General features: G+C 53.9%; 23 protein-coding genes and 3 pseudogenes. 13 read left to right on the forward strand and 13 right to left on the reverse strand.

Annotated elements, in window-relative coordinates:
* The first annotated feature begins 76 nt into the window (after window positions 1–76).
* From OU421_RS08330 to OU421_RS08360, 7 genes are all read left to right on the forward strand, one after another.
* Window positions 77–1216: an iron ABC transporter substrate-binding protein gene (locus OU421_RS08330; protein WP_268185636.1), complete on the forward strand. Its 1140-nt coding sequence runs from the start codon at window positions 77–79 to the stop codon at window positions 1214–1216.
* Between the two features lie 87 nt (window positions 1217–1303).
* Window positions 1304–2371: a FecCD family ABC transporter permease gene (locus OU421_RS08335; protein ID WP_268185637.1), complete on the forward strand. Its 1068-nt coding sequence runs from the start codon at window positions 1304–1306 to the stop codon at window positions 2369–2371.
* Window positions 2371–3177, forward strand: a complete 807-nt coding sequence (locus tag OU421_RS08340; RefSeq protein WP_268185638.1) for an ABC transporter ATP-binding protein — start codon at window positions 2371–2373, stop codon at window positions 3175–3177. The genes OU421_RS08335 and OU421_RS08340 overlap by 1 nt, the downstream gene beginning before the upstream one ends.
* 74 nt (window positions 3178–3251) lie before the next feature.
* A complete protein-coding gene (locus tag OU421_RS08345; RefSeq protein WP_268185639.1) occupies window positions 3252–3968 on the forward strand; it encodes a TIGR00266 family protein in 717 nt (238 codons plus the stop codon).
* Between the two features lie 7 nt (window positions 3969–3975).
* On the forward strand, window positions 3976–4263 hold the full coding sequence (locus OU421_RS08350; protein ID WP_268185640.1) for a hypothetical protein: 288 nt from the start codon (window positions 3976–3978) through the stop codon (window positions 4261–4263).
* 52 nt (window positions 4264–4315) lie between these two features.
* On the forward strand, window positions 4316–5104 hold the full coding sequence (locus tag OU421_RS08355) for an esterase/lipase family protein (RefSeq protein WP_268185641.1): 789 nt from the start codon (window positions 4316–4318) through the stop codon (window positions 5102–5104).
* A 285-nt stretch (window positions 5105–5389) separates the two neighbouring features.
* Window positions 5390–5530: a hypothetical protein gene (locus tag OU421_RS08360; protein WP_268185642.1), complete on the forward strand. Its 141-nt coding sequence runs from the start codon at window positions 5390–5392 to the stop codon at window positions 5528–5530.
* A gap of 76 nt (window positions 5531–5606) precedes the next feature.
* On the opposite strand, the gene OU421_RS08365 is transcribed toward OU421_RS08360, so the two are convergent.
* Window positions 5607–6467, reverse strand: a complete 861-nt coding sequence (locus tag OU421_RS08365; protein ID WP_268185643.1) for a class I SAM-dependent methyltransferase — start codon at window positions 6465–6467, stop codon at window positions 5607–5609.
* A 258-nt stretch (window positions 6468–6725) separates the two neighbouring features.
* On the opposite strand from OU421_RS08365, the gene OU421_RS08370 reads away from it, so the two are divergent.
* The gene (locus tag OU421_RS08370; protein ID WP_268185644.1) at window positions 6726–7895 is read left to right on the forward strand and encodes an ATP-grasp domain-containing protein; all 1170 of its coding nucleotides are present in this window, start codon (window positions 6726–6728) and stop codon (window positions 7893–7895) included.
* Here the strand turns inward: OU421_RS08370 and OU421_RS08375 are convergent.
* The 3 genes from OU421_RS08375 to OU421_RS08385 all read right to left on the reverse strand — a co-directional run bounded on the left by OU421_RS08375 (window position 7879) and on the right by OU421_RS08385 (window position 9502).
* A complete protein-coding gene (locus tag OU421_RS08375) occupies window positions 7879–8487 on the reverse strand; it encodes a hypothetical protein (RefSeq protein ID WP_268185645.1) in 609 nt (202 codons plus the stop codon). The two genes, OU421_RS08370 and OU421_RS08375, sit on opposite strands and share 17 nt — an antisense overlap.
* Window positions 8487–8915 (reverse strand): hypothetical protein, encoded by a 429-nt coding sequence (locus OU421_RS08380; RefSeq protein ID WP_268185646.1) that lies wholly within the window; start codon window positions 8913–8915, stop codon window positions 8487–8489. The genes OU421_RS08375 and OU421_RS08380 overlap by 1 nt, the downstream gene beginning before the upstream one ends.
* Window positions 8916–9046: 131 nt before the next feature.
* Complete coding sequence (locus OU421_RS08385; RefSeq protein ID WP_268185647.1) at window positions 9047–9502, reverse strand: ferritin-like domain-containing protein; 456 nt, start codon at window positions 9500–9502, stop codon at window positions 9047–9049.
* A gap of 111 nt (window positions 9503–9613) precedes the next feature.
* Between OU421_RS08385 and OU421_RS08390 the strand changes: the two genes are divergently transcribed.
* The 3 genes from OU421_RS08390 to OU421_RS08400 all read left to right on the forward strand — a co-directional run bounded on the left by OU421_RS08390 (window position 9614) and on the right by OU421_RS08400 (window position 11476).
* On the forward strand, window positions 9614–9844 hold the full coding sequence (locus OU421_RS08390; protein ID WP_268185648.1) for a hypothetical protein: 231 nt from the start codon (window positions 9614–9616) through the stop codon (window positions 9842–9844).
* A gap of 129 nt (window positions 9845–9973) precedes the next feature.
* Window positions 9974–10924, forward strand: coding sequence for a magnesium transporter CorA family protein (locus OU421_RS08395; RefSeq protein WP_268185649.1), 951 nt, complete (start codon window positions 9974–9976; stop codon window positions 10922–10924).
* A 201-nt stretch (window positions 10925–11125) separates the two neighbouring features.
* The gene (locus OU421_RS08400) at window positions 11126–11476 is read left to right on the forward strand and encodes an ATP-binding protein (protein ID WP_268185650.1); all 351 of its coding nucleotides are present in this window, start codon (window positions 11126–11128) and stop codon (window positions 11474–11476) included.
* A 301-nt stretch (window positions 11477–11777) separates the two neighbouring features.
* On the opposite strand, the gene OU421_RS08405 is transcribed toward OU421_RS08400, so the two are convergent.
* From OU421_RS08405 to OU421_RS08440, 8 genes and pseudogenes are all read right to left on the reverse strand, one after another.
* Window positions 11778–12284, reverse strand: a complete 507-nt coding sequence (locus tag OU421_RS08405; protein ID WP_268185651.1) for a hypothetical protein — start codon at window positions 12282–12284, stop codon at window positions 11778–11780.
* 477 nt (window positions 12285–12761) lie between these two features.
* Window positions 12762–13433: a potassium channel family protein gene (locus tag OU421_RS08410; protein ID WP_268185652.1), complete on the reverse strand. Its 672-nt coding sequence runs from the start codon at window positions 13431–13433 to the stop codon at window positions 12762–12764.
* An 89-nt stretch (window positions 13434–13522) separates the two neighbouring features.
* Entirely contained in the window at window positions 13523–13873 is a 351-nt protein-coding gene (locus tag OU421_RS08415; RefSeq protein WP_268185653.1) for a DUF1622 domain-containing protein, read from the reverse strand.
* 46 nt (window positions 13874–13919) lie between these two features.
* On the reverse strand, window positions 13920–14477 hold the full coding sequence (locus OU421_RS08420) for a YeeE/YedE thiosulfate transporter family protein (protein ID WP_268185654.1): 558 nt from the start codon (window positions 14475–14477) through the stop codon (window positions 13920–13922).
* A gap of 12 nt (window positions 14478–14489) precedes the next feature.
* Window positions 14490–14999 (reverse strand): annotated as a pseudogene (locus OU421_RS08425) (YeeE/YedE thiosulfate transporter family protein); the annotation flags it as partial.
* 22 nt (window positions 15000–15021) lie between these two features.
* The gene (locus tag OU421_RS08430; RefSeq protein WP_268187887.1) at window positions 15022–15834 is read right to left on the reverse strand and encodes a rhodanese-like domain-containing protein; all 813 of its coding nucleotides are present in this window, start codon (window positions 15832–15834) and stop codon (window positions 15022–15024) included.
* 87 nt (window positions 15835–15921) lie between these two features.
* Window positions 15922–16410 (reverse strand): annotated as a pseudogene (locus OU421_RS08435) (MBL fold metallo-hydrolase); the annotation flags it as partial.
* A gap of 19 nt (window positions 16411–16429) precedes the next feature.
* Window positions 16430–18166, reverse strand: a complete 1737-nt coding sequence (locus OU421_RS08440) for an SLC13 family permease (protein WP_268185655.1) — start codon at window positions 18164–18166, stop codon at window positions 16430–16432.
* 319 nt (window positions 18167–18485) lie between these two features.
* Here OU421_RS08440 and OU421_RS08445 point away from each other — a divergent pair.
* Window positions 18486–19424 (forward strand): annotated as a pseudogene (locus tag OU421_RS08445) (IS5 family transposase).
* A 471-nt stretch (window positions 19425–19895) separates the two neighbouring features.
* On the opposite strand, the gene OU421_RS08450 reads toward OU421_RS08445, so the two are convergent.
* Complete coding sequence (locus OU421_RS08450; RefSeq protein ID WP_268185656.1) at window positions 19896–21146, reverse strand: hypothetical protein; 1251 nt, start codon at window positions 21144–21146, stop codon at window positions 19896–19898.
* Window positions 21147–21323: 177 nt separating this feature from the next.
* Between OU421_RS08450 and OU421_RS08455 the strand changes: the two genes are divergently transcribed.
* Window positions 21324–21899, forward strand: a complete 576-nt coding sequence (locus OU421_RS08455; protein WP_268185657.1) for a hypothetical protein — start codon at window positions 21324–21326, stop codon at window positions 21897–21899.
* Window positions 21900–21958 lie beyond the last annotated feature (59 nt).

Here is a 21958-nt window from a genome sequence, read left to right on the forward strand (position 1 = left end):
ATGTAATTTGTGTGACTAAATTAACAAATCTTTTTTACTACTGCTACTAATCTTAAAAAACGTGTGAAGTGATACCATGAAACGAAGTGGTTTGTTTATTGCCGCCGTGTGCGGCCTGATTCTCGCCGTCGCCCTCTGTGCGGGCTGTACGGATACCTCATCTTCTGCTGCGGCACCTTCCGGTGACGCCGGTGCATCCGATGCCACAATGACCATCACGGACGGGATGGGCCGTACGGTCACCGTCCCGGTGTCCCCGGACCGTGTCGTCTGTTCCGGGCCCGGGTGTCTGCGCTATCTGACCTATTTACAGGCAGAAGACCATGTTGTCGGTGTGGATGATATTGAGATTAAAGAGAACATCTTTGATGCACGGCCCTACGCCATCGCAAACCCGCAGTTCTCCTCGATGCCGATGATCGGTGAATTCCGCGGCAATGATGACCCGGAGAAGGTTGTCGCCTGCAACCCCGATGTGATCTTCAAGACATACTGCACTGAAGCGTCAGAGGCTGACGAACTGCAGGAGAAGACCGGCATTCCGGTGGTTGCCCTCCAGTATGGTGACCTTGGGAACAACCGTGCACTGATGGATGAGTCGCTGCGCCTGATGGGTACAGTCATGGGCAACGACGATCGTGCCGAAGCGGTAATCGCCTATTTCGACACCCTCACTGCAGATCTGAAATCCCGGACGGAAGGCATTGCAGAAGAAGACCAGCCGACGGTATTCATCGGCGGTGTTGCCCATGCCGGACCGCATGGTTTCCAGTCTACACAGCCTACTTATCCGCCATTCATCTTTGTGAATGCCCGTATGCTCTCTGATGGACCTCAGACGTCGTACGCCGATATTGCACAGGAGAAGATCATCGCCTTTGATCCGGACGTCATCTTCGTGGACCTCTCTACGCTGCAGACAACGCCCTCGGCCATCGATGAACTGAAAGACGACCCGTCATATGCCGCAATGACTGCCGTACAGGCAGATGAGGTGTATGGTGTGCTGCCGTATAACTGGTATACCGCAAACCAGGGCTCAGTGATGGCAGATGCCTACTTTATCGGAACAGTGCTCTACCCGGAGGAATTCTCAGACGTTGACCCGGCAGAGAAAGCAGATGAGATCTACACCTTCCTTGTGGGAGAACCGGTCTTTGATGAGATGGACAGTCTCTTTGACAATCAGGCATTCAAACGGATCAGCCTGGAATGACCAACACACCTTTTTTTCAGAAACTGGTAGCAGAAATGACTGGCTTTTTCGTGCAGCTATTCCTGCCTGCTATCAGGAGGTGCCCTGATGCATTTTGCTGACGGGAAGATCCCGGAGGGATATCTCAAATACACCGGCAGAAAGGTGACCGTCATCGCCATTGGCATCGTAGTGCTCCTCATTATGCTTGTGGTCTCCATTGCCGTCGGTGCGGTCGAGATCCCGGTGAAATCGGTGATCGGCACCCTTTCCGGAATGGCCACTGATCCGCTCTATGACCGGATCATCTGGAATATCCGGCTGCCGCAGGTGCTTGCCGCCGTCGTGGCGGGAGCGGGCCTTGCGATTTCAGGCTTGGCGATGCAGTCGGTACTGCGCAATCCGCTGGCGTCACCCCAAACCCTCGGCATCTCCCATGCCGCCGCCTTCGGTGCCGCCTTCTCCGTTATCATACTGGGTACCGGTACGATGCGCAGCAGCGGGGCGGATGCGATTGTGCTTGACAATCCCTACATTACCACGATGTTTGCCTTCCTCTTCTGCCTTATCGCAACCGGCATCATCATCGGGATATCCCGTATCAGGGCCTCATCGCCCGAGGTGATGGTGCTTGCCGGTGTCGCTATCAGTTCGCTCGCTTTTGCGGGGACGATGTTTCTGCAGTACTTTGCCGATGACGTCCAGCTCGCAGCAGTCGTCTTCTGGACGTTCGGCGACGTGGGCCGTGCCGGGTGGAATGAGCTGTTCATCATGACGATCGTCGTCGTGCTGGCACTACTCTATTTCTTCCTGAAACGCTGGGACTTTAATGCGATCGACGCCGGAGACGAGACCGCAAAAGGTCTTGGCGTCAACGTCGGCCGCGAGCGGATCGTGGGAATGGTCGTTGCCTCGTTTGTCACCGCGGTTATCGTGGCGTTTTTGGGTGTCATCGGGTTCGTGGGGCTCGTCTGCCCCCATATGGTCCGTCCAATAATAGGCGACGACCACCGCTACCTTCTGCCCGGTACCTGTGTCTGTGGAGCACTCCTGCTTCTCGCATCTGACACGGCGGCCCGGCTCATCCTGGCGCCGCATATCCTGCCGGTTGCGATTCTCACCGCATTTATGGGAGCTCCGGTATTCCTCTACCTGATTGTCAGGGGGCGTTCATAGTGATTCTTGACATTAACGGTGTATCCTTTACCTATCGCAGCTCTGATGTGCTGCACGACGTATCGTTTGCCGTACAGCCGGGAGAGGTGGTCTCCATTCTCGGCCCGAACGGGGTGGGAAAGACCACCCTTCTCCGGTGCATCAACACGATCCTCGCGCCGAAAACGGGCGAAATCCTCGTCGGGGAAGATAACATCCTCTCCCTCTCCCGGATGGAGGTGGCACGCCGTATCGGCTACGTGGCACAACAATGCGAGAAGGCCCGCCTTACGGTCTTCGACGCCATTTTGCTGGGACGTCGGCCGCATATGGGCTGGAGCGTCTCCGAGACCGATCTGAAGACGGTGGAGTCCGCTATCCGGATGCTGGAGCTCGAAGACCTCACCCTGCGCTACATCGATGAGATGAGCGGGGGGGAACTCCAGAAGGTGAGCATCGCCCGTGCCCTGGTACAGGAACCCCGGCTTCTCCTTCTCGATGAACCAACAAGCAGTCTTGACCTGAAAAACCAGATCGAGATCCTCTCCACCGTGCAGGCGGTAGTGAAGAGTCATCAGGTTTCAGCCGTCATGACGATGCATGACCTGAACCTTGCGATACGGTTTTCAGACCGGTTCATCCTCCTCAAAGGCGGGACAATATTTGAAGCAGGGGGCCGCGATGTCATCCGTCCGGAGACGATTGAAGCGGTCTATGGCCTGCCTGTGCATGTGGAGACCGTTGCCGGCCATCCGGTGGTTATCCCGGACGGGATTGAGAAGAATGTTGTTCATGCTGCCGCACATGAGCAGCAGCACCAGACCTGATACCCCTCTTTTTCCTGTTCTGGTTTTGCTCCGCAAGGAGAACCCTTATAACCGATTTTTACGCATATCAACATATGAAATACAATCTGACCGGGGATAACCTGCAGTTTGTCACGATGGAGATTCAGCCGGGAGAGATGGTCTGGGCTGAAGCGGGCGCTCTTGTGTACATGAGCGGTAATATCAACATGGAGGCAAAACTCCAGGGCGGTCTCCTGAAGGGTCTGAAACGCACCCTTGCAGGCGAATCCTTTATGGTAACGCATTTCTCCAGTGCAGGCGGTCCGGGACTGGTCTCGTTCGGCGGTAACTGTCCGGGAAAGATTGCGGCCATTGATATTACCGGAAAGGAGTTTATTGCCCAGAAGGATGCGTTCCTCTGTGCAGAAGAGAGCGTTAAATGGGAGATGGCGTTCCAGAAACGTCTGGGTTCTACGTTTTTTGGCGGGGAAGGATTAATTCTTCAGCACCTCTCCGGTGAAGGCATGGTCTTTTTGCATGCGGCAGGAGACCTCGTGGAAATCGACCTGGAAGCCGACCAGACCTACAAGGTGTCAACCGCCCATGTGGTTGGCTGGGAACCAACGGTCACCTACGACATCGAGGCGGCAGGCGGCATCAAGACCGCGATGTTCGGCGGGGAAGGGCTCTTCATGACGACACTGACCGGGCCCGGCAAGATCATCATCCAGTCCATGACCCTGCCACAGCTTGCAGATGCGGTGAAGCCCTTCCTTCCGACGCAGTCCTCTGGTGGGAACAGCAGCGGCGGATTTGAACTGAAGTTCTGATGTGTGTATGGCAGAAACAACCACGGAACCAAACAGCCGCAGCAGGCGGGCGGGGGGGATTATCCTCCTTGCCTGCATTGTGATTGGTATCATCCTCTTTGCGCTTGCAAACCTCGGTATCATCGCAGCAGGACTTTTCATCCTGCTCCTCGTGGCGCTCGTCGTTCTGGCCGTGATAGGCATCGGCATCGCGGTCTTTGCGATTCCGGTCTATATCATGAAGGACACGAAGGTCGAGCCCGGCACCTATGAGCTCGACGACGTCGCGGCAGTGAACGATACCAAAGACCACTAACCCTTTTTTCATTCACCGATGAGCACAAGGCTGAATAGCGCCAATACTGTTCATGCAGGAACCCTGCCCGGTTGTACTGGTTCATGGGTGGAAGAGCCACCCCGATGTCTGGAAATCCCTCGTCCGGAGACTGGAGGAAGAGTCTCTTGAATGCTGGAATTTCAGCCATGCGGAGTTTCGCAATGCCGGGGCCGAAGAGATCGGCCGGTCTCTGCGGGATTTTATCCTCCGGATGCAGAAGGAGCGGGAATACAGCGGGCCGGTAGACATGGTCTGTCATTCTATGGGAGCGCCGGTTGCCCGGTACCTGCTTGAGGTGATGGACGGCGAGGCCCGCCGCATCCGGGTGCGGACCCTTGTAGGCATCGGCCCGCCGAATAACGGTTCTGCTATGGCTGAACTCTTCAACGACCCCGTTCACGGCCCTCCGGTTCTCCAGAAACTGGCGGGGTCTTTTGTGCCGCGGACCTACAACCCGGCGGAGGATCGGCTGGTTCAGGAGTTCCGGCGGACGGGACCGTACGTAAAAAAACTGCAGAATGCGGGCCTGCGCAGTGATGTCCGGTACCGGGTTATCGTCGGCGGGAACCGTACGGAAACACCGGACTTCTTCCCCCTCTTCGACGGCAGGACGTGGGAGTATGCCGCAGGCGTATGGTCTCTGACCACCCTCGGAGACGGCATTGTCTCCCACAGCGACTCGTGCATGGCGGGTGCCGAGGTGACCGTTCTCCCGAAAGACCCGGCGGCGCTTGCGGCAGAACCAGCGGAGTACTGTCATCTCTGCCTGCCGGGGAACCCGGAGGTCATCGAGGAAGTGATCCGGTTTTTAAGGGAGTAGGCGATTGTACGGGTTTTGATTTTTTTAACCTCCCTACAACAGGAGCATGGGAAGGCTTGCCCCTCTCCCTTGCCGTTTGAGGAATATCCTATCGTTTCTCACTTGAATTGAAAACCCTTGGTAATTCATCGAAAAACCTATCCTGCGCAGCTGTTACACAAGAGAGGAGTTTGAAGAACAACTCGGGAAGAAGAATCCATTTGTCCTCTCGGTCTGTGAAGAGGGGATATCGGTCTGAAATCAGAAATGGCCCCGTGTTCGGGTTATTTCATTCTGAAGTAGTGAATGGGCGGATTTTCACCGGTTAAAATTGGCTGTCATTGTAGGATGAAGGGCAAGGGAGGGGTTGCCCCCCTGCCTGCCGGACCCACCCCCGCAGGGAGACAGGTCGCAGGGGGAGGGACGAGCCTCCCCCTGCTCCTGTAGTATTGCTGAATGTGGTAGTATTTCCCGAACATGTTCGGGGAGCGTTTTTCAAAAAGTTAGAAATAAGTGGGGGAGATTATTTCTCCACCGGAAACTCCGTCACGTCCCACCAGATCTTCATGCGGTGGGAGTGGCCGGGGACGATCACGGTATCGCCGTCGTGCTGAAGAGAACGCATGATGTATTCCCGGAGGATTTCTTCCTGTTCTTCTGTTTCCACGAAGTAACGGGGCTTGAAGTATTCGACCGCTTCGTCCTCGGTGTTGAACCGGTGGATATGCTCATAGACGAAGTGCTCGACATGCGGGTAGATGTCCATTGCGTAGAGGATGTTGAAGATGATGTCGGACTTCGGCGAGGAGACATATTCGGAACTTCCATGGAGGGCGGGCCAGAGGTCCCGTGCCATCGTCTCCCAGGAAGCCTCGCCCGCGAACCAGTAGATATAGACATACCGGGATGATGCTTCGATCATCTTCTCGATTGCCTCCTGCATGTCAGGGACGTCGAGGGAGAAGGACGCAAAGACGACGTCGTATGGGGCGGAGAGGTCGGTTGCAACATTCACGTCCTCCCAACGTTTCTGGACACAGTCGACGTTCTTTACATCCTCTTCTGCGAGCATCTCTTCCAGGACGGTGAACATCCCTGCGGAGGGCTCGACCGCCGTTACATGTGCGACCTGTCGGGCGACGGGGATGGCGATGGCGCCGGGACCCGCACCCACGTCGAGCACCCGTGATTCGGGCGTGAGGGCGAGGCCTGCGATCGTCCGGTTGACCCGTTCGCCGTTCTTCTCGTATGACATCCGGTAAAATTTGCGGGCGGCGTCCTGTTCGTCCCATATTGAGGCGGTGTCGGTCCGACGGTTGACGTCATGGTTCTTCTGCCACTGCTCTCTCCAGCATGTGGCCCAGTCGATAGTCTCTGGTGTCATCAGTTGTCTCCGGTGGATGATTGATCGGGATTCGCAGTGGCAGGTGCTCTCGCCGGACTCTGTCCGGCAAATGTCCTACGGATGTGCGAATTCTTATGAAGATGTGTGATGCGTTCTGTAATAAATGCCACCAGTTCGCAGCCCGTTTCTGCTCCCTTCCGGTTTCTTTGACTCCCCTTTTTTCTCTTTACAGTCCGCAAACACTACCATTTTGCTGGTATGGAGGCAATATATATCACATATACGGAGCACTGACCTGTGATTATACTCGAAGAACCCTATGTCTCCCCCTATCTCCGGGAGACGATCATCGCCACCGGCCTGCCGGTCCTCAGGACGCCCATAGCAGAAGCGCAGGACTTCCCCCCGGAGACCGTTATGCTGGACGATGCGGCGATGGTCGCCCGGATGACGAAGACTCCTGACCAGAAACTCTACAGCACCTCCGAACACGCAATTCAGTGGATCGCAGAAAACCTCCAGGATACCGGGCTGCCGGAGACGATCGCGCTCTTCAAGGACAAGGCCGCCTTCCGGCGCCTCATCCGCCCCCTCTACCCGGACTTCTTCTTCCGGGAGGTCGCGGCAGACGACCTGAAGATCCTCGATGTCAGCCGTATACCGAAGCCCTTCATTATCAAGCCGTCCGTCGGCTTTTTCAGTGCGGGCGTGCATATGGTCGCTTCAGACGCCGAATGGAAAACGGTGCTTGCCACCGTGCAGGACGAAATGAACGAACTATCCTCCCTCTTCCCGCCGCAGGTATGCCGGGCTGCGACATGGATAATCGAGGAGTATGTCTCCGGCACCGAAATCGCCGTGGATGCATTCTATACCGCCGCCGGAGAGCCGGTCGTCCTCGACATCCTTTCCCATCTCTTCGCATCCGACGCCGATGTGGACGACAAGGTCTACCTGACCTCAAAGGCAATCGTCCGTGAATATCTCGCCCCGGTGACCGAACTCCTGCACAACATTCAGGAACAGGCAGGCATCCGGAACTTCCCCCTGCATATCGAACTGCGGGTCACAGATGACGGCACCGCCGTTCCCATCGAGCTCAACCCGATGCGGTTTGCCGGATGGTGCACGACCGACATCGCCGCATACGCCCATGGCATCAATGTCTACCGGGCATATTTCGAAGAGGATGTGCCGGACTGGGACGCTCTCTCGTGCGCAGACGACGGGGATATTTATGCCCTTCTGATTGCCAAACCTCCCGCGGATATTCCTCCCGAAACAATTCGCGGTTTCGACTATGACGGGTTTTTCGCCTCGTTCTCGCATCCCCTGGAGATGCGCCCGATTGACTTCACCCGCTACCCGGTCTTCGGGTTCTGTTACGTGCGGCTCGCGGGGGGCGACCTCACGGAGGTTGAGCGGTTCATGAAAGACGACCTCCGCCGGTTCATACACCTTCAGTGAGGAGGTTTGGTTCGGGGGCGGCAGGCGGTCCCTGCGGTGCCTCCGGACCGTCTACGGCCTCGATGAGGAGGCCCATTATAACCGAGAAGAGGATCAGGTAGGCGGTGAGCACCGTCGTATAGAGGCCGCCGAAGTAGTAGATCATCACCGGGATGAACGGAAGCTTGACCGAGCGGGCATAGAGGAAAACTCCTGCAAGTGCGGTACGCATTCCTTTCTCCCGGAAGTCCGCGAGCATCGAAAACCAGACATAGATGGGGCCTGTCGCAATGATCCCTGCAGCGATGGCGAGCAGCCATCCCTTGACGCCGGATTCCGTCCCCAGGTGCCGGGCAATCGCCTGGGGCCGGATGAAGAGGTCGATGAGAAACATCAGGATGAAGACGAGGACAAGGACAGGGATAATCTGCCGGAGGAGGCCGCCGAAGGCCTGCAGTGACCGGACAGCGGCATCCGCATCGAACACGGCGACGACGGCATAGATGAGGAGGACCGCACCGAGAAAAAGAAGGGGGAACCGCGAGTTATTCTGTTGTTTCCCGGCGCCGTTCTTCTGGCTCTTTGGGTTCTTATTTCGCTCCTCCGGCGGCATCAGATGCCACCCCCGAGAACGGTGAGCGTTGCATCGGTGAGAACCGCGATGATGATTGCACAGACGAACCCGAAGACGTTGCGGGCGATTGCGAACCGGCGTCCGAGCACTTCCATCTCCACCGGGAGCTGGATTATGCCGATGGTCACCCAGGTGACGATGAATGCGGTGACCGCGGTGAGGCTGATGCCGGTAGAGAGGAGTTCACCGGCGATCACATAACTCGTGACCGGGTTGCCTGCGGCAATACTCCCGACGAGTGCTCCTGCAACAGGGTCTGCCACCGGATTCCCGGAGAATACCACAGCATACGCCTCCGGCGGGATAATCGTCAGAAGAAGGCTTACCAGGAGCAAAATGCCCGCGATTTGGGGCAACACCTGCAGCATCGACCGGTAGGTTTTCCCTGCGCTGGCCCGGATGTCCATGAAGATACATACACGAAAAAGAGGTTAAGTGTTGGGTTTCCTGCACCTGTTCAGGTGTGTCGCGTGCGGGAACGCCCGGAAGGAGGCTGCCCGTTGCGGTCCTCCGGACGAAGCGCTTCTCCGGCAGGTGCCTACCAGACTTCGGGAAATGCCATATTGGTGTAGAGGTCTTCGAGCTGTGCCTTGTGACCCGACTCCATGTTGGCAAGGTTGGTGAAGATCTTCTTCTGGTCGTCGTCCGTACTCAGCTCGGCCAGTGCCCGGTACATGTCGCGTGCGTCTTCTTCCTTTTTTATCGCAAGTGCGATGGCATCGGTCGGTTTCAGATCGATGGAGAGGTTTTCCGTATCCAGGGTCTCCGAGATCTTGTAGTCCCGTGCCTCGTCGAAGTGGAATGACTTGACGGGCCGGGTCAGGAACTCCTCCAGCGTCTCGCGATGGGTCTGCTCCTCATCGGCGAGTTCGGAGAAGATCTTTTTAATTGTCTTATCCGTCGTGCACTGCTCTATCCCCCGGTAGAAGACGTAGGATTCAACCTCGTTTGCAATGGCTCCTGAGAGAATGCTTCGATATTCTTCTTTTTTCATGACGCGTATCCCCCCTTGAGGGTGGAGGGTAATGTGTGGTCGTGATATTTATCGTACTGCCGGGCGCGGGGTCGAATCCTTTATTATCTCTCCTCTGCCATAGGGCACTCTATGGATCCGATTATCCGTGCCGCGAAGAGCTTCAACGGAATTCAGGTGACCTACCTCTCGGGAGGCGACACCAAAGAAGAACTCTTCAGTTACGAGAACCTGATTGATATGAAAATTAACGTTGCTGACCTTGTTGATCATCCGGACCGCTATGCTGTGAACCCGGACGGACCGGTTGTTGTCAGGACCGATTTCTGCAAACCCGAGCTGCATGAAGAGTGCACGCATTAATTGCGCCACTTTTTTCTTTGAAGGCTTGCAGTGACGATCCGGTACGCTGGCGGTTCATTCCGACTGCACAATCCGAACCGCACAAAGTATATCCGATACGCGGACGAAGCATTTTCGTGGTGCGCCCGAATGATTGAGATATTTCTATCCCGTTCAAATGATGCAGGGGATTCAGGCCCGCCTCCCGAAATCTCCTCCTTTGCGAATAACTGCTGGGTGAACCTGACCGCCCCCGACGATGCCCTCCTCCGCCGGGTCGCAGCCGGGCTTGCGGTGCCGGAGGAGTTTCTCCGTGCCGCCCTCGACGAAGAGGAGCAACCCCGGATTGAGTCGGAGGACGGGGTATCGCTTGTCATCATCGACATTCCGGAGGTCACCTCCGGGGAGAAGCCCTACCTTTACAGCACCTTTCCTTTGGGGATCATCATTACGGAGGGGGCCATCATCACCGTCGCGTTGCGCAGGAACCGGATCATCGATCCCTTCCTGTCAGGCGAGGTGAAGTCGTTTTCAACCCACAAACGGACCCGGTTTCTCTTTTTGATCCTCTTTGCCACCGCACGGCTCTATCTCCGGGACCTGCGGCTCATCGATAAAAAAAGCGAGGAGTACGAGCAGATGCTTCACCGTTCGATGAAAAATGAAGCACTCCTTGCCCTGATGAATCTGGAGAAGAGTCTCGTCTTCTTCTCAACCTCCCTCAAGGCAAATGAAGCTGTCCTCGAGAAGATCATGAAGTTTGGACCCATACGATTCTATGAGGAGGACCGGGAATTGCTGGACGATGTAATCATTGAAAACCGGCAGGCGATTGAGATGGCGGGTATCTATTCCAATATTCTCTCCGGTATGATGAATGCATTCGCATCAGTAATTAATAACAATATGAACCGGGTGATGAAGATTCTCGCATCAATCACGATTATCTTCTCTGTTCCAACGATTATATCGAGTTTTTATGGCATGAATGTCAGACTGCCGATGCAGAACAACCCTTCTGCATATCTCATCATCATTCTTCTCTCCGCTGCAGTCTGCTTTGCACTGGGATATATTCTAAAATCAAAGGAATTCTTATAAATTCACCATCTTCTCCTGTTTTTGGATTGTAGTATCATCCTGATCAGGCACCTTTGCACGGCAAAGACGTATAAAGTTGTACTGTGAGAGATTTTTTGGGAACACCACGGAGGGGGTATCTCATGTATCTCATTGGTGTTCCTGTCAGGGGGGGAGAAATTGAGCAGGTCACATGGACATTGTTTTGATGTGAGTTTGAAAATGGCGTCAACGAAGGGGGTGTCTCATCTCATGGATGCTGCGGGGCGTCAGATGAATGCATGTGGTGTCTGTAACACTACTACTGATTCAGTCCGGCAGCTTCTGGGAGAGGTGGTGCGTGACATCCTTATGAACGGCTATCCGGACCAGCAGGGGTATCTTGCACTATGGTGCGGGAATAAAAACGGCACAATATCTGTCAGGGTCACCGATCATGGAATGCCACGCAATATCTTTGAAGAACCGGAGAATCCGGTGGCAGGGCGAATCCGTGCAGAGATGGATGAATCTTCCTACGTATCTGTTGCCGGCGAAAATATTCTGCAGATGAAGCGAGCGGATACACGCTGACTGTGTTCAGTCATCGGTGTATTATATCAACACAATTTTTGTTCTGAGTATCGGTTTAGAGGATAGTGTATGCCGAATGCATCTATCATTCGAATAGACCAGTTGAACATGGAGGGTGGTTGCTACAGAATCCGGGATTTTGGCACGAACTCACGTCCAATGTCTGCAATGGGTAAACAAGCCTGATACGGATTTTTTAACAGGGTTATCCACCGTGGGGGTCCCTGATAAAAGGGAATAGCAGCGACTTTCACGGAAAGATGAAAAGAAGGATTGGGGTTACCATTCTGAAAATAGTGGTTTATGTCTTCTTAATGGTCATTTGGCAGGAGGAGTCGCCCATGCACATGTGCCGCTCTGAACTGATATGGTATTTGGGGTTCAGGCTCTCTATAGACGCCTTGCCATATGCATTGCAGAGTTCGCAGGTGTGGCGGGCTTCCGCCCCGAATCGTTCAGTGTTTGTTGCCATCGGGCACTGCTCAGTGATGATGGTCACCGAATCACCTTTTTCCTGTGTGATCCGGCACTGTAGCTGCGGACCCAGGATTGTCCTTGAGATTTCATTGAACGTTTTTGCAACTTCCGTAGCGGAACTGACCGGATATCCGATACTTTTTGCAATGTCTCCCTGCCGTTTTCCGAATTCCCGCCAGATCTCTGTTTCCGCCTTGTTTATCTCCTCTTGTCGCTCCGGTGCAATCTTCCTGAATGCCTGACTATAGACAAAAGGCATCATGTCAGAGCAACGGGTTGCAATATCCCAGCGTTTTTCGGCCGGGATCTCTCTTTGTAATTGTTGTACCATATCTTCTCCACCTCCCCGGGTGCAGCACAGCAGGTGGTATATTCTCTGCCGGACGGTTTTCAATCCGGAGGTTCTGTCCACGAATTAAGGTCTATCCTGACCCTGCTCCTGCCCGTATCTGATTGCCCCGAAGATCAACCATTCACCGGATTATCCTCCATTAAAGGTTGTGGTCTCCATTTGTCTGGTGCTGGAAAATAACCGTTTTATGGAGATTTAATCCGGTAAATGTGCTGATTTTTATGAAATGAGGTATGTGATCCGTTCTAATTCCGGAGGGACAGCGTTCACCTTTAATATGGGGGGCAGGATGGTTCGTAGAGATTAAATAGCGATTGATTCCCGTATCTCGGCTGAAATGGGGTTGTAATTCAAAACCAGTCTTTCTGCTTCTGATATCATTGTCATCATATTTTCTGCGACCTCTTTCGTTGGGGTTATTGTTGTCCGGTTGGAGGAAAATGCGCAATATGGTTTCTATGGCATATCTGTTTCTTCCTCATCACCTTTGAACCCCCTATAGATTTTATCGATGAATTCGACACGGGTGGTGATCAGGATCTCATCTCCTTCCTCAATGGTGGGATTGTCGGTATACAGAAGAAAATCACTGTTTCTGTAGATCCCGATATAAATGCTCTTTTTGGGAAGTCTCACCTCTGTAAGGGGGGTACCAGCGAATTTCTTTCCTGCAATGACGCTGATGAACCGGACATCTCCTCGCATCATGGTCGACAATTCGATGGTATCAATGCCGCGAAGGGTGTGGAAAATACTGTTTGATGTTGTCTGGGGGGAGTTGACAACATGATGAAATCCAAGCCGTTTTGCGACGGTCATAAACTGGATGTCATCGGTGGTGATGATGATCTCCGGGACATTGAACTGTTTGGCAATCAGCCCGATGATGATGTTGTCCTGGTCATGACTGGTGCATGCGACGATGGCATCGGCATTCTCAATCTCTGCTTTTTCCAGAATGTCGGGACGGGTACCTTCCGCATTGATTATGGTGCAGTCAAGGGTTTCTGACAGCTCTTTTGCCCGGTTTGGATTACGTTCGATGAGAATGACCTCTGACCCTGTCTGGATTAGTGTCCGTGCAAGGTTGATACCCAGTGCACTTCCTTCCACAATGATGACCCGCATAATGGCTCCTCGGTTCCCTTTCTTTTCACGAATGGGTATATACATGCCGCCTGCGTCTGGTGTCACCGATAAGCAGGGAGGGTTACTCGTTACGTGATCTCGAACTCGATCGCCTCTTTTTCGAGGAAGTAGCCCAAGACGGTTCGGATGACGACGACCACCGCGAGCATGATCAGCTCCTCCTGTGACGGATTGAGGACTGTTGCGAGGATGTCTGCTGCGATGAGAAACTCCAGGCCGAAGACGATCCTGCTCGTGAGGTGCATCCGTATCTGGTTATAGGGGGTCCGGATTCGCTTCGTTTCGAGAAGGGCCACCTGCACGGCCGCCCGGATGCCGCCGTAGATGATGAGCGCCGCCCCCACCATCTCGAAGAAGAAGGTGAGTACCTGGAGCACGGTAAAGAAGGTGGCGTAGAGATCGACGGACGCGAGGTTCATGGGCAGATGATGGGATGCAGCATATATATACTTCGTCGTCGCCGTCCTACAGGCCGAAATACTCCATTCCCGCGAGGAGACAGATGATCAGGACGGTCACCGGGATGATGACATACCACGGGTTGACCCGGAGGGCGTCCGGGATGGTCATTGACCGAAAGACCCCCTTCGAGAGGACCGTTTCATCCAGTGCGGGGTATGCCGCCGCAAAGATCCCGGCACCGACGAGAATGCCCGTGACCCCGCCCGCAAGGGCGTCGAGGGCACCCCGGCCCACGGCCCCTGCGACAGTGCCGGGACAGTAGCCGAGGACGGCAAATCCCATCCCGAAGATGATACCGCCTACCACGGTCGAGCCGACGGAGCCGGGTTTGGGATGGAGTTCTACCATCCCGCGGGACTTCATCGCATAGACGCCCACCATCCCGACGACGACCGCAGTGAGCATCACCTTCACCACGGTGAAGTCGGTCAGGAGGAGCTGACCGAGGATGACGTCATACTCGGTGACGCCGCCCGCGTATAAGCAGACGCCGAACCCGAGGCCGAGGACAAACCCGAGAATCCGCTGGCGCCCTTTGTCTTCGTGCAGGTCTTTAAACATCCGTTTCCCTCCTCACCAGAGCACCCCGTATAGTAGGAATGCACTCACAATCCCTGAGAGGAAGAAGACAATTACTGCGATCCAGCTCGATATCGCAAGCTGCAGGGTACCGCTGATACCGTGGCCGCTCGTGCAGCCGCCCGCCCAGCGGGACCCGAGGCCCATCAGGATGCCGCCAGCAAAAGCGACGGCAAGCCGGAGGCCGGAGTCGTAGCCGAAGGTCTCGCCGAAGAGCGTCGGCACCCATACGAGTGCAAACCCTCCGGTCGCGACCGCCGCGACGAACGCTCCCACGAAGATGCCTGCGACGAGCATCCATTCCCAGTCCACTTCCGGGGCGAACTTCTGGTAATAGGGCTTTTCTTCGGTCTTTTTGCCCCGGAAGAGGCGTTCAATCATGCCGCTTGTACGGGCATACGCGGTCGAGCAGCCGAGCGGCCGGTTCGAGAGGAGAAACGCTGCCCAGGAGAGGCAGCCGATGCCCGCTCCCGCAAGATACGGTGTCCAGTCCATCTGTATTTCCTCCTCAGTACCGCTCCCCCTCTCACGCCGGGAAAAATCCGGCGGCGATGTACCCCCGCATTCCTCCGGCGGCGTTGGAGACGTCGGTGAATCCCTGCTGTTTCAGGAGACTGGAGGCGAGACTGGACCGGATGCCCGAACCACACATCACAATCGTCGGGCGGGCGGGGTCAAGCTCGGCGGCCCGCGTCCGCAGATCCATCGTGAGAATGTTCACCGCTTCCGGGATGTGCTGTATGTTATACTCGTCTGCAGCCCGGACGTCGACGAGCACGGTCCCTTCTTCCTGCAGTTTTGCATGCACCTTCTCCGGCGAGAGCTGTGGGACGGTGTCCGTTTCATACCCGGCGCTCACCCAGGCGTGGGTACCGCCTTCGAGATAACCGATGGCACGGTCGAGGCCGACGCGGCGAAGGTACGTCACGGCTTCACGTGCCTCACGTGCCTCGACGGGAATCTCGGTGACGAGCAGGATGTCTTTCTCCGGGGGGAGCACCCAGCCCGCATTGGTCGGGAAGTTTCCGGATATGTCGATGTGGTAGCTGCCGGGGATGTGCTGCCCCCCGAAGGCCGTATAGCTCCGGATATCCACCACGATCGTGTCGTCGCGCTGCATCTCGGCATGGAACTGTGCCGGGGTCAGCACTTTCAGGACGGGGAGGGTCCGCACAAGTGCGGGCCCCTGCCGGTTGATGTCGCTGCACCGGGCGAAGTGGTCGGGTGCGGGCGGCATGCCGACTGTGAGCGACTGGATGAAGGCGTCGGTCCCGGCGATGTTGAGCGCCGGGTTGTAGCGGTTCTCGTAGCCGATGGTCGAAAACCGCATCGCCCCCATCGCCTTTCCGCAGAGGGAACCCTGCCCGTGCGCCGGGAATACGAGGCATTCGGGAGGAAGGGTCATCACCTTGGTGTGCAGGTTCGTGTAGAGTTTCTCCGCAAGCTCTTCGGCACGCCCCGGAAAGAGGTCCGGGCGCCCGACATCCCCCACAAAGAGCGTGTCGCCGGTGAATGCGGCGACGGGTGTCTCCCCCCGTGCGGTGTCGGCAACGCAGTAGACGAGGCAGTCGGGGGTGTGGCCGGGCGTCTCGAGAACCGAGAACGCCAGGTGATCGATGGCGAAGGTGTCGCCCCCGGAGAGCGGCACGTGGTCGAAGGCGCAGTTGCCCGCGGCCGGTGCGTAGATGGGGGCCCCGGTCACGTCGGCAAGATCCATATGGCCCGAGACGAAGTCCGCGTGCAGGTGCGTCTCGAGGATATGCGTGATCTTCAGCCCCTCTGTCTCGGCCGCCCCGAGATACCAGTCGATGTCGCGGCTCGGGTCCACGATGGCGCAGTGGTGCTCCCCGCCGATGAGATACGAACTGTGAGCGATCTTCTCGATAAAGAACTGTTTCAAGAGCATGGCAATCATTCCGGTGTCGATGCTGCCTCTATGGGACGAAGAATATATAAATCAATCCTGCGGCAAGGACGAGGAAGAGCACGGTCATGCCCCCGCCTGCCCGGAGGTAATCGGCGTTCGTGTAGCCTCCCGGCGTCATCAGGAAGGCGTTGACCTGGTGCGTCGGCAACACGAACGAGTTTGAGGCGCAGATGGCGACGAGGAGGGCGAGGCCGCGGGGATCGAGGCCGGTGTCGATGCCGATGATGATGACGAGCGGCACGAGGAGGACGGTTGCCGCCACATTCGACATAAAGAGGCTGAAGAATGTGGCGAGAACGGCGATGCCTATAAGGATAAGGAAGGGGTGGGCCGCGGCAAGGAGGCCCATCATTGCATCGGCGATGAATGCGGCGGTCCCCGTCTGGTCCATCGCAAGACCGAGGGGGATGAGTCCTGCGAGAAGAAAGACGGTCCGCCAGTCGATGGCCCGGTAGGCCTCGCTGATGGTGATGACACCCCCGAGGATCATCCCGAGGGCGCCCGTCAGGAGGCCGAGGCCGATGGACATCCCGGTGAAGGTGAGGCCGATGCCGCCTGCAAGACAGAGAAGGGCCACCGGCGCCTTTGCGGTCTCAACCCCGGTCTCCTCGGGAACCGAGCTCAGAACGAACTCCGGCCCTTCACCTATTCGTGCGATCCGCTCCCAGGGGCCGAAGACAACGAAGGTGTCGCCCGGCTGCATGGGGATGTCGGCCGTGTCGCGGCGGTGCTCACCCTCTTTGGTCAGGGAGAGGATCACCTCGAGGCCGTGTTCTTTCCGGAATGAAACCTCGCGGATGGTCTTGCCGATGTACGGGGAACGGGGTCGGACGATGATCTCGGCGAGGCCACCGTGCTCCTCGTCTATCTCTTCGGTGTGGCGCTCGGGGTCACCGACGGGGACAAGCATGTAGTCTTCAACAAACTGTTCGGTATCCTCCTCGATCCCGAGAAGGGAGAGAACCTGCCCTTCGGCGAAGACGGAGTAGCGCCAGGGTGCGTAGAGGATATCCCGCCCGGTCTTCACGGCAACGAGGTGGAGGCCGTACCGGCGTTTGAGGGCGACATCCTCCCGTGTCATGCCGACGATGGGGCTCTCCTTCGGTACGATGAAGTGGTGCATTTTTCGCGGGAGCTGCCATGTCTCGATGATCTCCTGCTGGCCCGCCGTTTTTCTCCCGTCCCGGTCTTCTGTCGGGAGAATATATCGGCCAAAGAGGAGGAAGTAGAGGATGCCCGCCCCGAGAAGGGCGAGACCGACGGGGGTGACGGCAAAGATGCCGAACGGTGACTGCCCCGCCTGCACGAGGAGGTCGTTTAAGAGGATGAGCGGGGACGACCCGACCATGGTGATGGTCCCCCCGAGGATGGCCATGAACCCCATCGGCATGACGAGCCGGGTGCGGGGGATGCCGGTCTTTTTGGAGATGCGCAGGATGGCGGGGAGAAAGAGCGCCGCAGATCCGATGTTCTGCATGAACCCCGATATCACGGCCGTTACGGCGGAGATGATGACCATCAGTTTCTGCTCGCCAGCCCCCGCGACCCGCACGATTCGTCGTGCGAGCCGGATCATGAGCCCGGTCCGGTCAACGCCATACCCGAGGATCATCACGGCCATAATGGAGACGACGGCGTTGCTCGCAAACCCAGAGAAGGTCTGGGCGGGACTGACGAGCCCGAGCCACCCGAGGGTAAGCATGATGATGATGGCGATGACGTCGACGCGAATCCTGTCCGTCACGAAGAGGACGATGGTTGCGGCGAGGACGATGAGGACAAGGATGATCTCGGGCGTCACGGGTGTGGCCTCTGAGGGGTTTTGGTATGGGTGAGATGAGGGTGGGGAGGGATATAATGGTTGGGTGGGGTTTTTGGAGGATATGGTGGTTGAAGAGAGGAAGAAGAACAGGTGGAAATGGTCGGTTTTAGGTTGAACATTGCCTTATTATGGTCAGAAAATGGAATGGGGAGTGAATTGGTGTGTTATATGAATAAAAGAGAATTTCTATCAACTTCCCTTATCCACAAGTACTTTATTGCACCCGATCAATCACTGATTCATGAGCACTTTTACTAATTTTGCAATAAAATCTGAATATGAGCGTATTGCTGAATTAGGGGATTAGTTAGGTGAAGTTGAGAAACTGATCGACTGGGAACAATTTCGTCCAATTGTGGGAGAATTCTATTCAAATAAAACTGACAAAGGAGGTCGTCCCAATCTTGACGAAATCCTCATGATCAAAATGCTTGTTCTGCAGCAATGGCGCGGTCTCTCTGATCCCGAACTTGAGCGCCAGGCGAATGTTCGCATATCATTTAGAAAGTTCCTTGGATTTCCTGATATAATCCCGGACCGATCCACAATCTGGCTCTTCCGTGAAAGACTCTTTACAGCAGGAAAAGATACTGCGATCTGGACTGAGCTTCAGCGTCAGCTGGATGAAAAAGGCCTCACGATCAAGGAAGGCATGATTCAGGATGTGACATCCATCCATTCCGATCCCGGTCATTCTACTTCTGATACTCTCCGAGGAGATGAGGCAAAGACAAGAAGAAGCAAAGACGGCATGGACAAAGAAGGGAGGGACATCGCACTTTGGATACAAACTCCATGCCTTTGTTGACAGGGACTGTGATCTGATTCGAAGAATTTCGACAACAACTTTTTCTGATCATGACAGCCAAGTCGAACTGTCTGAGAAAGGAGAAGTTGTTTATCGCGACAGAGGATAGCAAGGGGCGAGATGCAAGGGATTTAACGCAACGATGAAACGTGGGGCAGAAATCACCCGATTGGCATCAATGATATGCTTCGTAACGAAAGAATCACCCGAAAAAGATCCAAAGGAGAAAGACCGGTTGCTGCTATCAAAACGGTATTTAAAGCAGGAGCAGTGAAAGTCACCAAACTGGCCAGAGTAAGAGTCAAGAATACGTTCTCTGCATTTTGCTATAATCTCTATCAGTTGAGGACCATTGAAAAACAAAGAGCATAGAGCGATAACTATCTGATAAAGATGAAATCCAGCTGGGTGAAACGGATTAAATGAAGTAAGATTCTGTAGCTATTGGTGGGATTTTAAAAAATGGGATAATAGTAATCCTCTGTAAATAATTCATAACCTAAGTTTGCCACTTCACTCAATTTCCTCAAATTGTGGCGAAATAGAATTTGACAGTTCTAGGTATTCATAAAAATATTCCAAAAATCTCCTCATTTTGAGCTCAAATTTCATGCGGCACTGACATTCAGACAATAAAACTTGCATTTTTCTCACAAATTTGACTCTACTGTCAAATTCAATAGCGATTATTTTGGAGATTTTTGGGCATGAAGTTCCTCTAGAGGTCAAATGGCAAACTTAGGTCATAACTCGAAACTGCATTTAAAGTGGATTTTCAACAGTGGAAAAAGAAGCGAGAGGGCTTGGTCTCGATTTATTAAAAGAATTCATTCAGAAAAATGATCATTTTTTCTTTAGGGTAATTAGACACAACCCTAAAATGACTGCAAGTACCGGAATTCCAGAAAAAAGATCTGCAGCCTGTGTTGTGTTCTCTTGATCAATGGTTTCAGCCGCATCTCTTTCAATTGTCCGCTGTGTTTCTGTTAGAGTTACGGAAGTATTTGGCAGATCCAGCTTTATCATTTTCAGGACATCCCGTCCATCAACTATGTCAGTCCAGATAACGGTATCTCCAGAGATGTCAGCTGCACCTCCATACTCTTCATCTGTAACGGAGATCAAAATCTCACTTCCTTCTTTGAGATTGTAGAGCCATACCGAATACTTGCCGCTTCTCTTATCGGTCCAGACAATATTGTCTCCGTCGATCTTCGGACTGCTCCTGATTCTCACACCGGGTGAGGCAATAACAGTTGTTTCGTTTGTGGAAATATCTGTCATAAGAAGCTGCTGGGGAGCACTGTCTTTTAAAAATGACCCAAAATCCTCATCGAACCTGTAGACAATTTTGTCGCCGGAGATATCGGGAGAAGAATATAACCCCTTCCTTTCATCGCCGAGTTGTTGGATTTCACCGGTTTCAAGGTTCATTAAATATACCATGGCTGTCATCTGTCCATATCTGTTATCGCGAAAAACAAGATATTTTCCAGAAATAGCAACTGTTGACTGAAAGCCCGGCAATTCATGTTTGGTAAGACTTCCGTCTTCCAGGTTATATACAAATATCTCTCCGTGGTCATAGTCGGAAGTCTCTGCGACTGAATTCCTTCCTGTAATAATGATCTTGTTTTGACCTATTGTCAGTCCATCGATCGAATTGAATTTCTCCGCGATTCTTTCAGGGGATTTTCTCTCATCCAGATTATATGCATATATATCAAACTGCCCTTCAAACCAATTTCTTTCCTCAGATTTTGTCTTCCAAACGGCAATATTTCCGTAAATATCCTGGTGGCTGAAATCAGGAGGATTGTCAACGGATAGTTCTTCGAGTCCTGATCCGCTGGTTTTGTACAGGAATAATTTAGACCATCCCGGTATATCATCCGTCTCCGGATATACTTCACAGATTAAAACGTTCCCTGAATCGATCGCGGCATAGATGTAAGTGCCCTCTTCTGCCGTAAAGATCGTCGTCTCTTCGCTGAAGATCCCGACAGCAGAAGCAGCCGGGGCAAGGATGCAGAGGAATAATACTAGTATCAGGAATTGCGGGGGCTTTTTTTTGAAGACAGATGGATAATTCATCGGATAACAGCTATCTGCCTGCATAGATATATTATGTACCTGACTTTCGTCCAACAATCTGTCAAAGCTTATTTTTTATCCCATAATTGTTGGACGGTAATCAGAGAAATTGTATTTATTCTGATGAACAAATCCCATAAATTGTGTCAGATTATAATACGGCACAGGATGAAAACAATGAAAGGATACAAAAAATATGCACTGATCGGAATTTTTCTGATCTTTGCATTTGTGGTCTGCTCGCCGGCGAGCGCACTCGAAGCAAAAGCGACCGACGAGCAGCTGAAAATAATGAACGAACTTGAAGGAAAGGATATCACCATCGGGGAGTATCTCCAGAAGGTGTGGCCGCAGTTCTATGACGAACTGAAAGACGAACAGAAGAAAAAAGTTGATAACTGGAAAAAGAGCTGGCCGGAATCTCCGGGATCTGTGGATAAAGATTCAAAAGCCTCAATGACAACAAATGCTGATATAAGCAGTGGAGAAAACAGGATAATTTATAGTGGTGATTCGACTGTTCATGACGGAGTACCGTACTATCATTATATTGAAGTAAAACTGAAAAACAGTGCAGATCAAATTGTAAGTTCAACAGCTTTTAGCGAATTTGATGGAGATGGATATGTCAATGCAGAAAACACGAAATTCTGGCTCCCGTCAGGCTACTACACCTCAAATGCATGGAGTTACTCATTAGATCCTGATACCGAAGATTCAGATGCCGCAGGCCCCATGTATTATTCAGCCTGATCAAAACAAAGTTACATACTTTTTTATGTGGATTTCAAAGTGATGCTATACGATCCGGC

This window comes from Methanogenium organophilum (genome assembly GCF_026684035.1).
Classification (GTDB): domain Archaea; phylum Halobacteriota; class Methanomicrobia; order Methanomicrobiales; family Methanomicrobiaceae; genus Methanogenium; species Methanogenium organophilum.

Coding starts and splice junctions, on each gene's coding strand:
- OU421_RS08355 (WP_268185641.1), top strand. CDS start 4,316: ATGCAGGAACCCTGCCCGGTTGTACTGGTTCATGGGTGGAAGAGCCAC.
- OU421_RS08360 (WP_268185642.1), top strand. CDS start 5,390: ATGGGCGGATTTTCACCGGTTAAAATTGGCTGTCATTGTAGGATGAAG.
- OU421_RS08345 (WP_268185639.1), top strand. CDS start 3,252: ATGAAATACAATCTGACCGGGGATAACCTGCAGTTTGTCACGATGGAG.
- OU421_RS08395 (WP_268185649.1), top strand. CDS start 9,974: ATGATTGAGATATTTCTATCCCGTTCAAATGATGCAGGGGATTCAGGC.
- OU421_RS08415 (WP_268185653.1), bottom strand. CDS start 13,873: ATGAACCTCGCGTCCGTCGATCTCTACGCCACCTTCTTTACCGTGCTC.
- OU421_RS08410 (WP_268185652.1), bottom strand. CDS start 13,433: ATGCGGGTCATCATTGTGGAAGGAAGTGCACTGGGTATCAACCTTGCA.
- OU421_RS08385 (WP_268185647.1), bottom strand. CDS start 9,502: ATGAAAAAAGAAGAATATCGAAGCATTCTCTCAGGAGCCATTGCAAAC.
- OU421_RS08335 (WP_268185637.1), top strand. CDS start 1,304: ATGCATTTTGCTGACGGGAAGATCCCGGAGGGATATCTCAAATACACC.
- OU421_RS08390 (WP_268185648.1), top strand. CDS start 9,614: ATGGATCCGATTATCCGTGCCGCGAAGAGCTTCAACGGAATTCAGGTG.
- OU421_RS08455 (WP_268185657.1), top strand. CDS start 21,324: ATGAAAGGATACAAAAAATATGCACTGATCGGAATTTTTCTGATCTTT.
- OU421_RS08400 (WP_268185650.1), top strand. CDS start 11,126: ATGGCGTCAACGAAGGGGGTGTCTCATCTCATGGATGCTGCGGGGCGT.
- OU421_RS08375 (WP_268185645.1), bottom strand. CDS start 8,487: ATGCCGCCGGAGGAGCGAAATAAGAACCCAAAGAGCCAGAAGAACGGC.
- OU421_RS08380 (WP_268185646.1), bottom strand. CDS start 8,915: ATGGACATCCGGGCCAGCGCAGGGAAAACCTACCGGTCGATGCTGCAG.
- OU421_RS08430 (WP_268187887.1), bottom strand. CDS start 15,834: ATGGGGGCGATGCGGTTTTCGACCATCGGCTACGAGAACCGCTACAAC.
- OU421_RS08450 (WP_268185656.1), bottom strand. CDS start 21,146: ATGAATTATCCATCTGTCTTCAAAAAAAAGCCCCCGCAATTCCTGATA.
- OU421_RS08330 (WP_268185636.1), top strand. CDS start 77: ATGAAACGAAGTGGTTTGTTTATTGCCGCCGTGTGCGGCCTGATTCTC.
- OU421_RS08405 (WP_268185651.1), bottom strand. CDS start 12,284: ATGGTACAACAATTACAAAGAGAGATCCCGGCCGAAAAACGCTGGGAT.
- OU421_RS08365 (WP_268185643.1), bottom strand. CDS start 6,467: ATGACACCAGAGACTATCGACTGGGCCACATGCTGGAGAGAGCAGTGG.
- OU421_RS08350 (WP_268185640.1), top strand. CDS start 3,976: ATGGCAGAAACAACCACGGAACCAAACAGCCGCAGCAGGCGGGCGGGG.
- OU421_RS08420 (WP_268185654.1), bottom strand. CDS start 14,477: ATGTTTAAAGACCTGCACGAAGACAAAGGGCGCCAGCGGATTCTCGGG.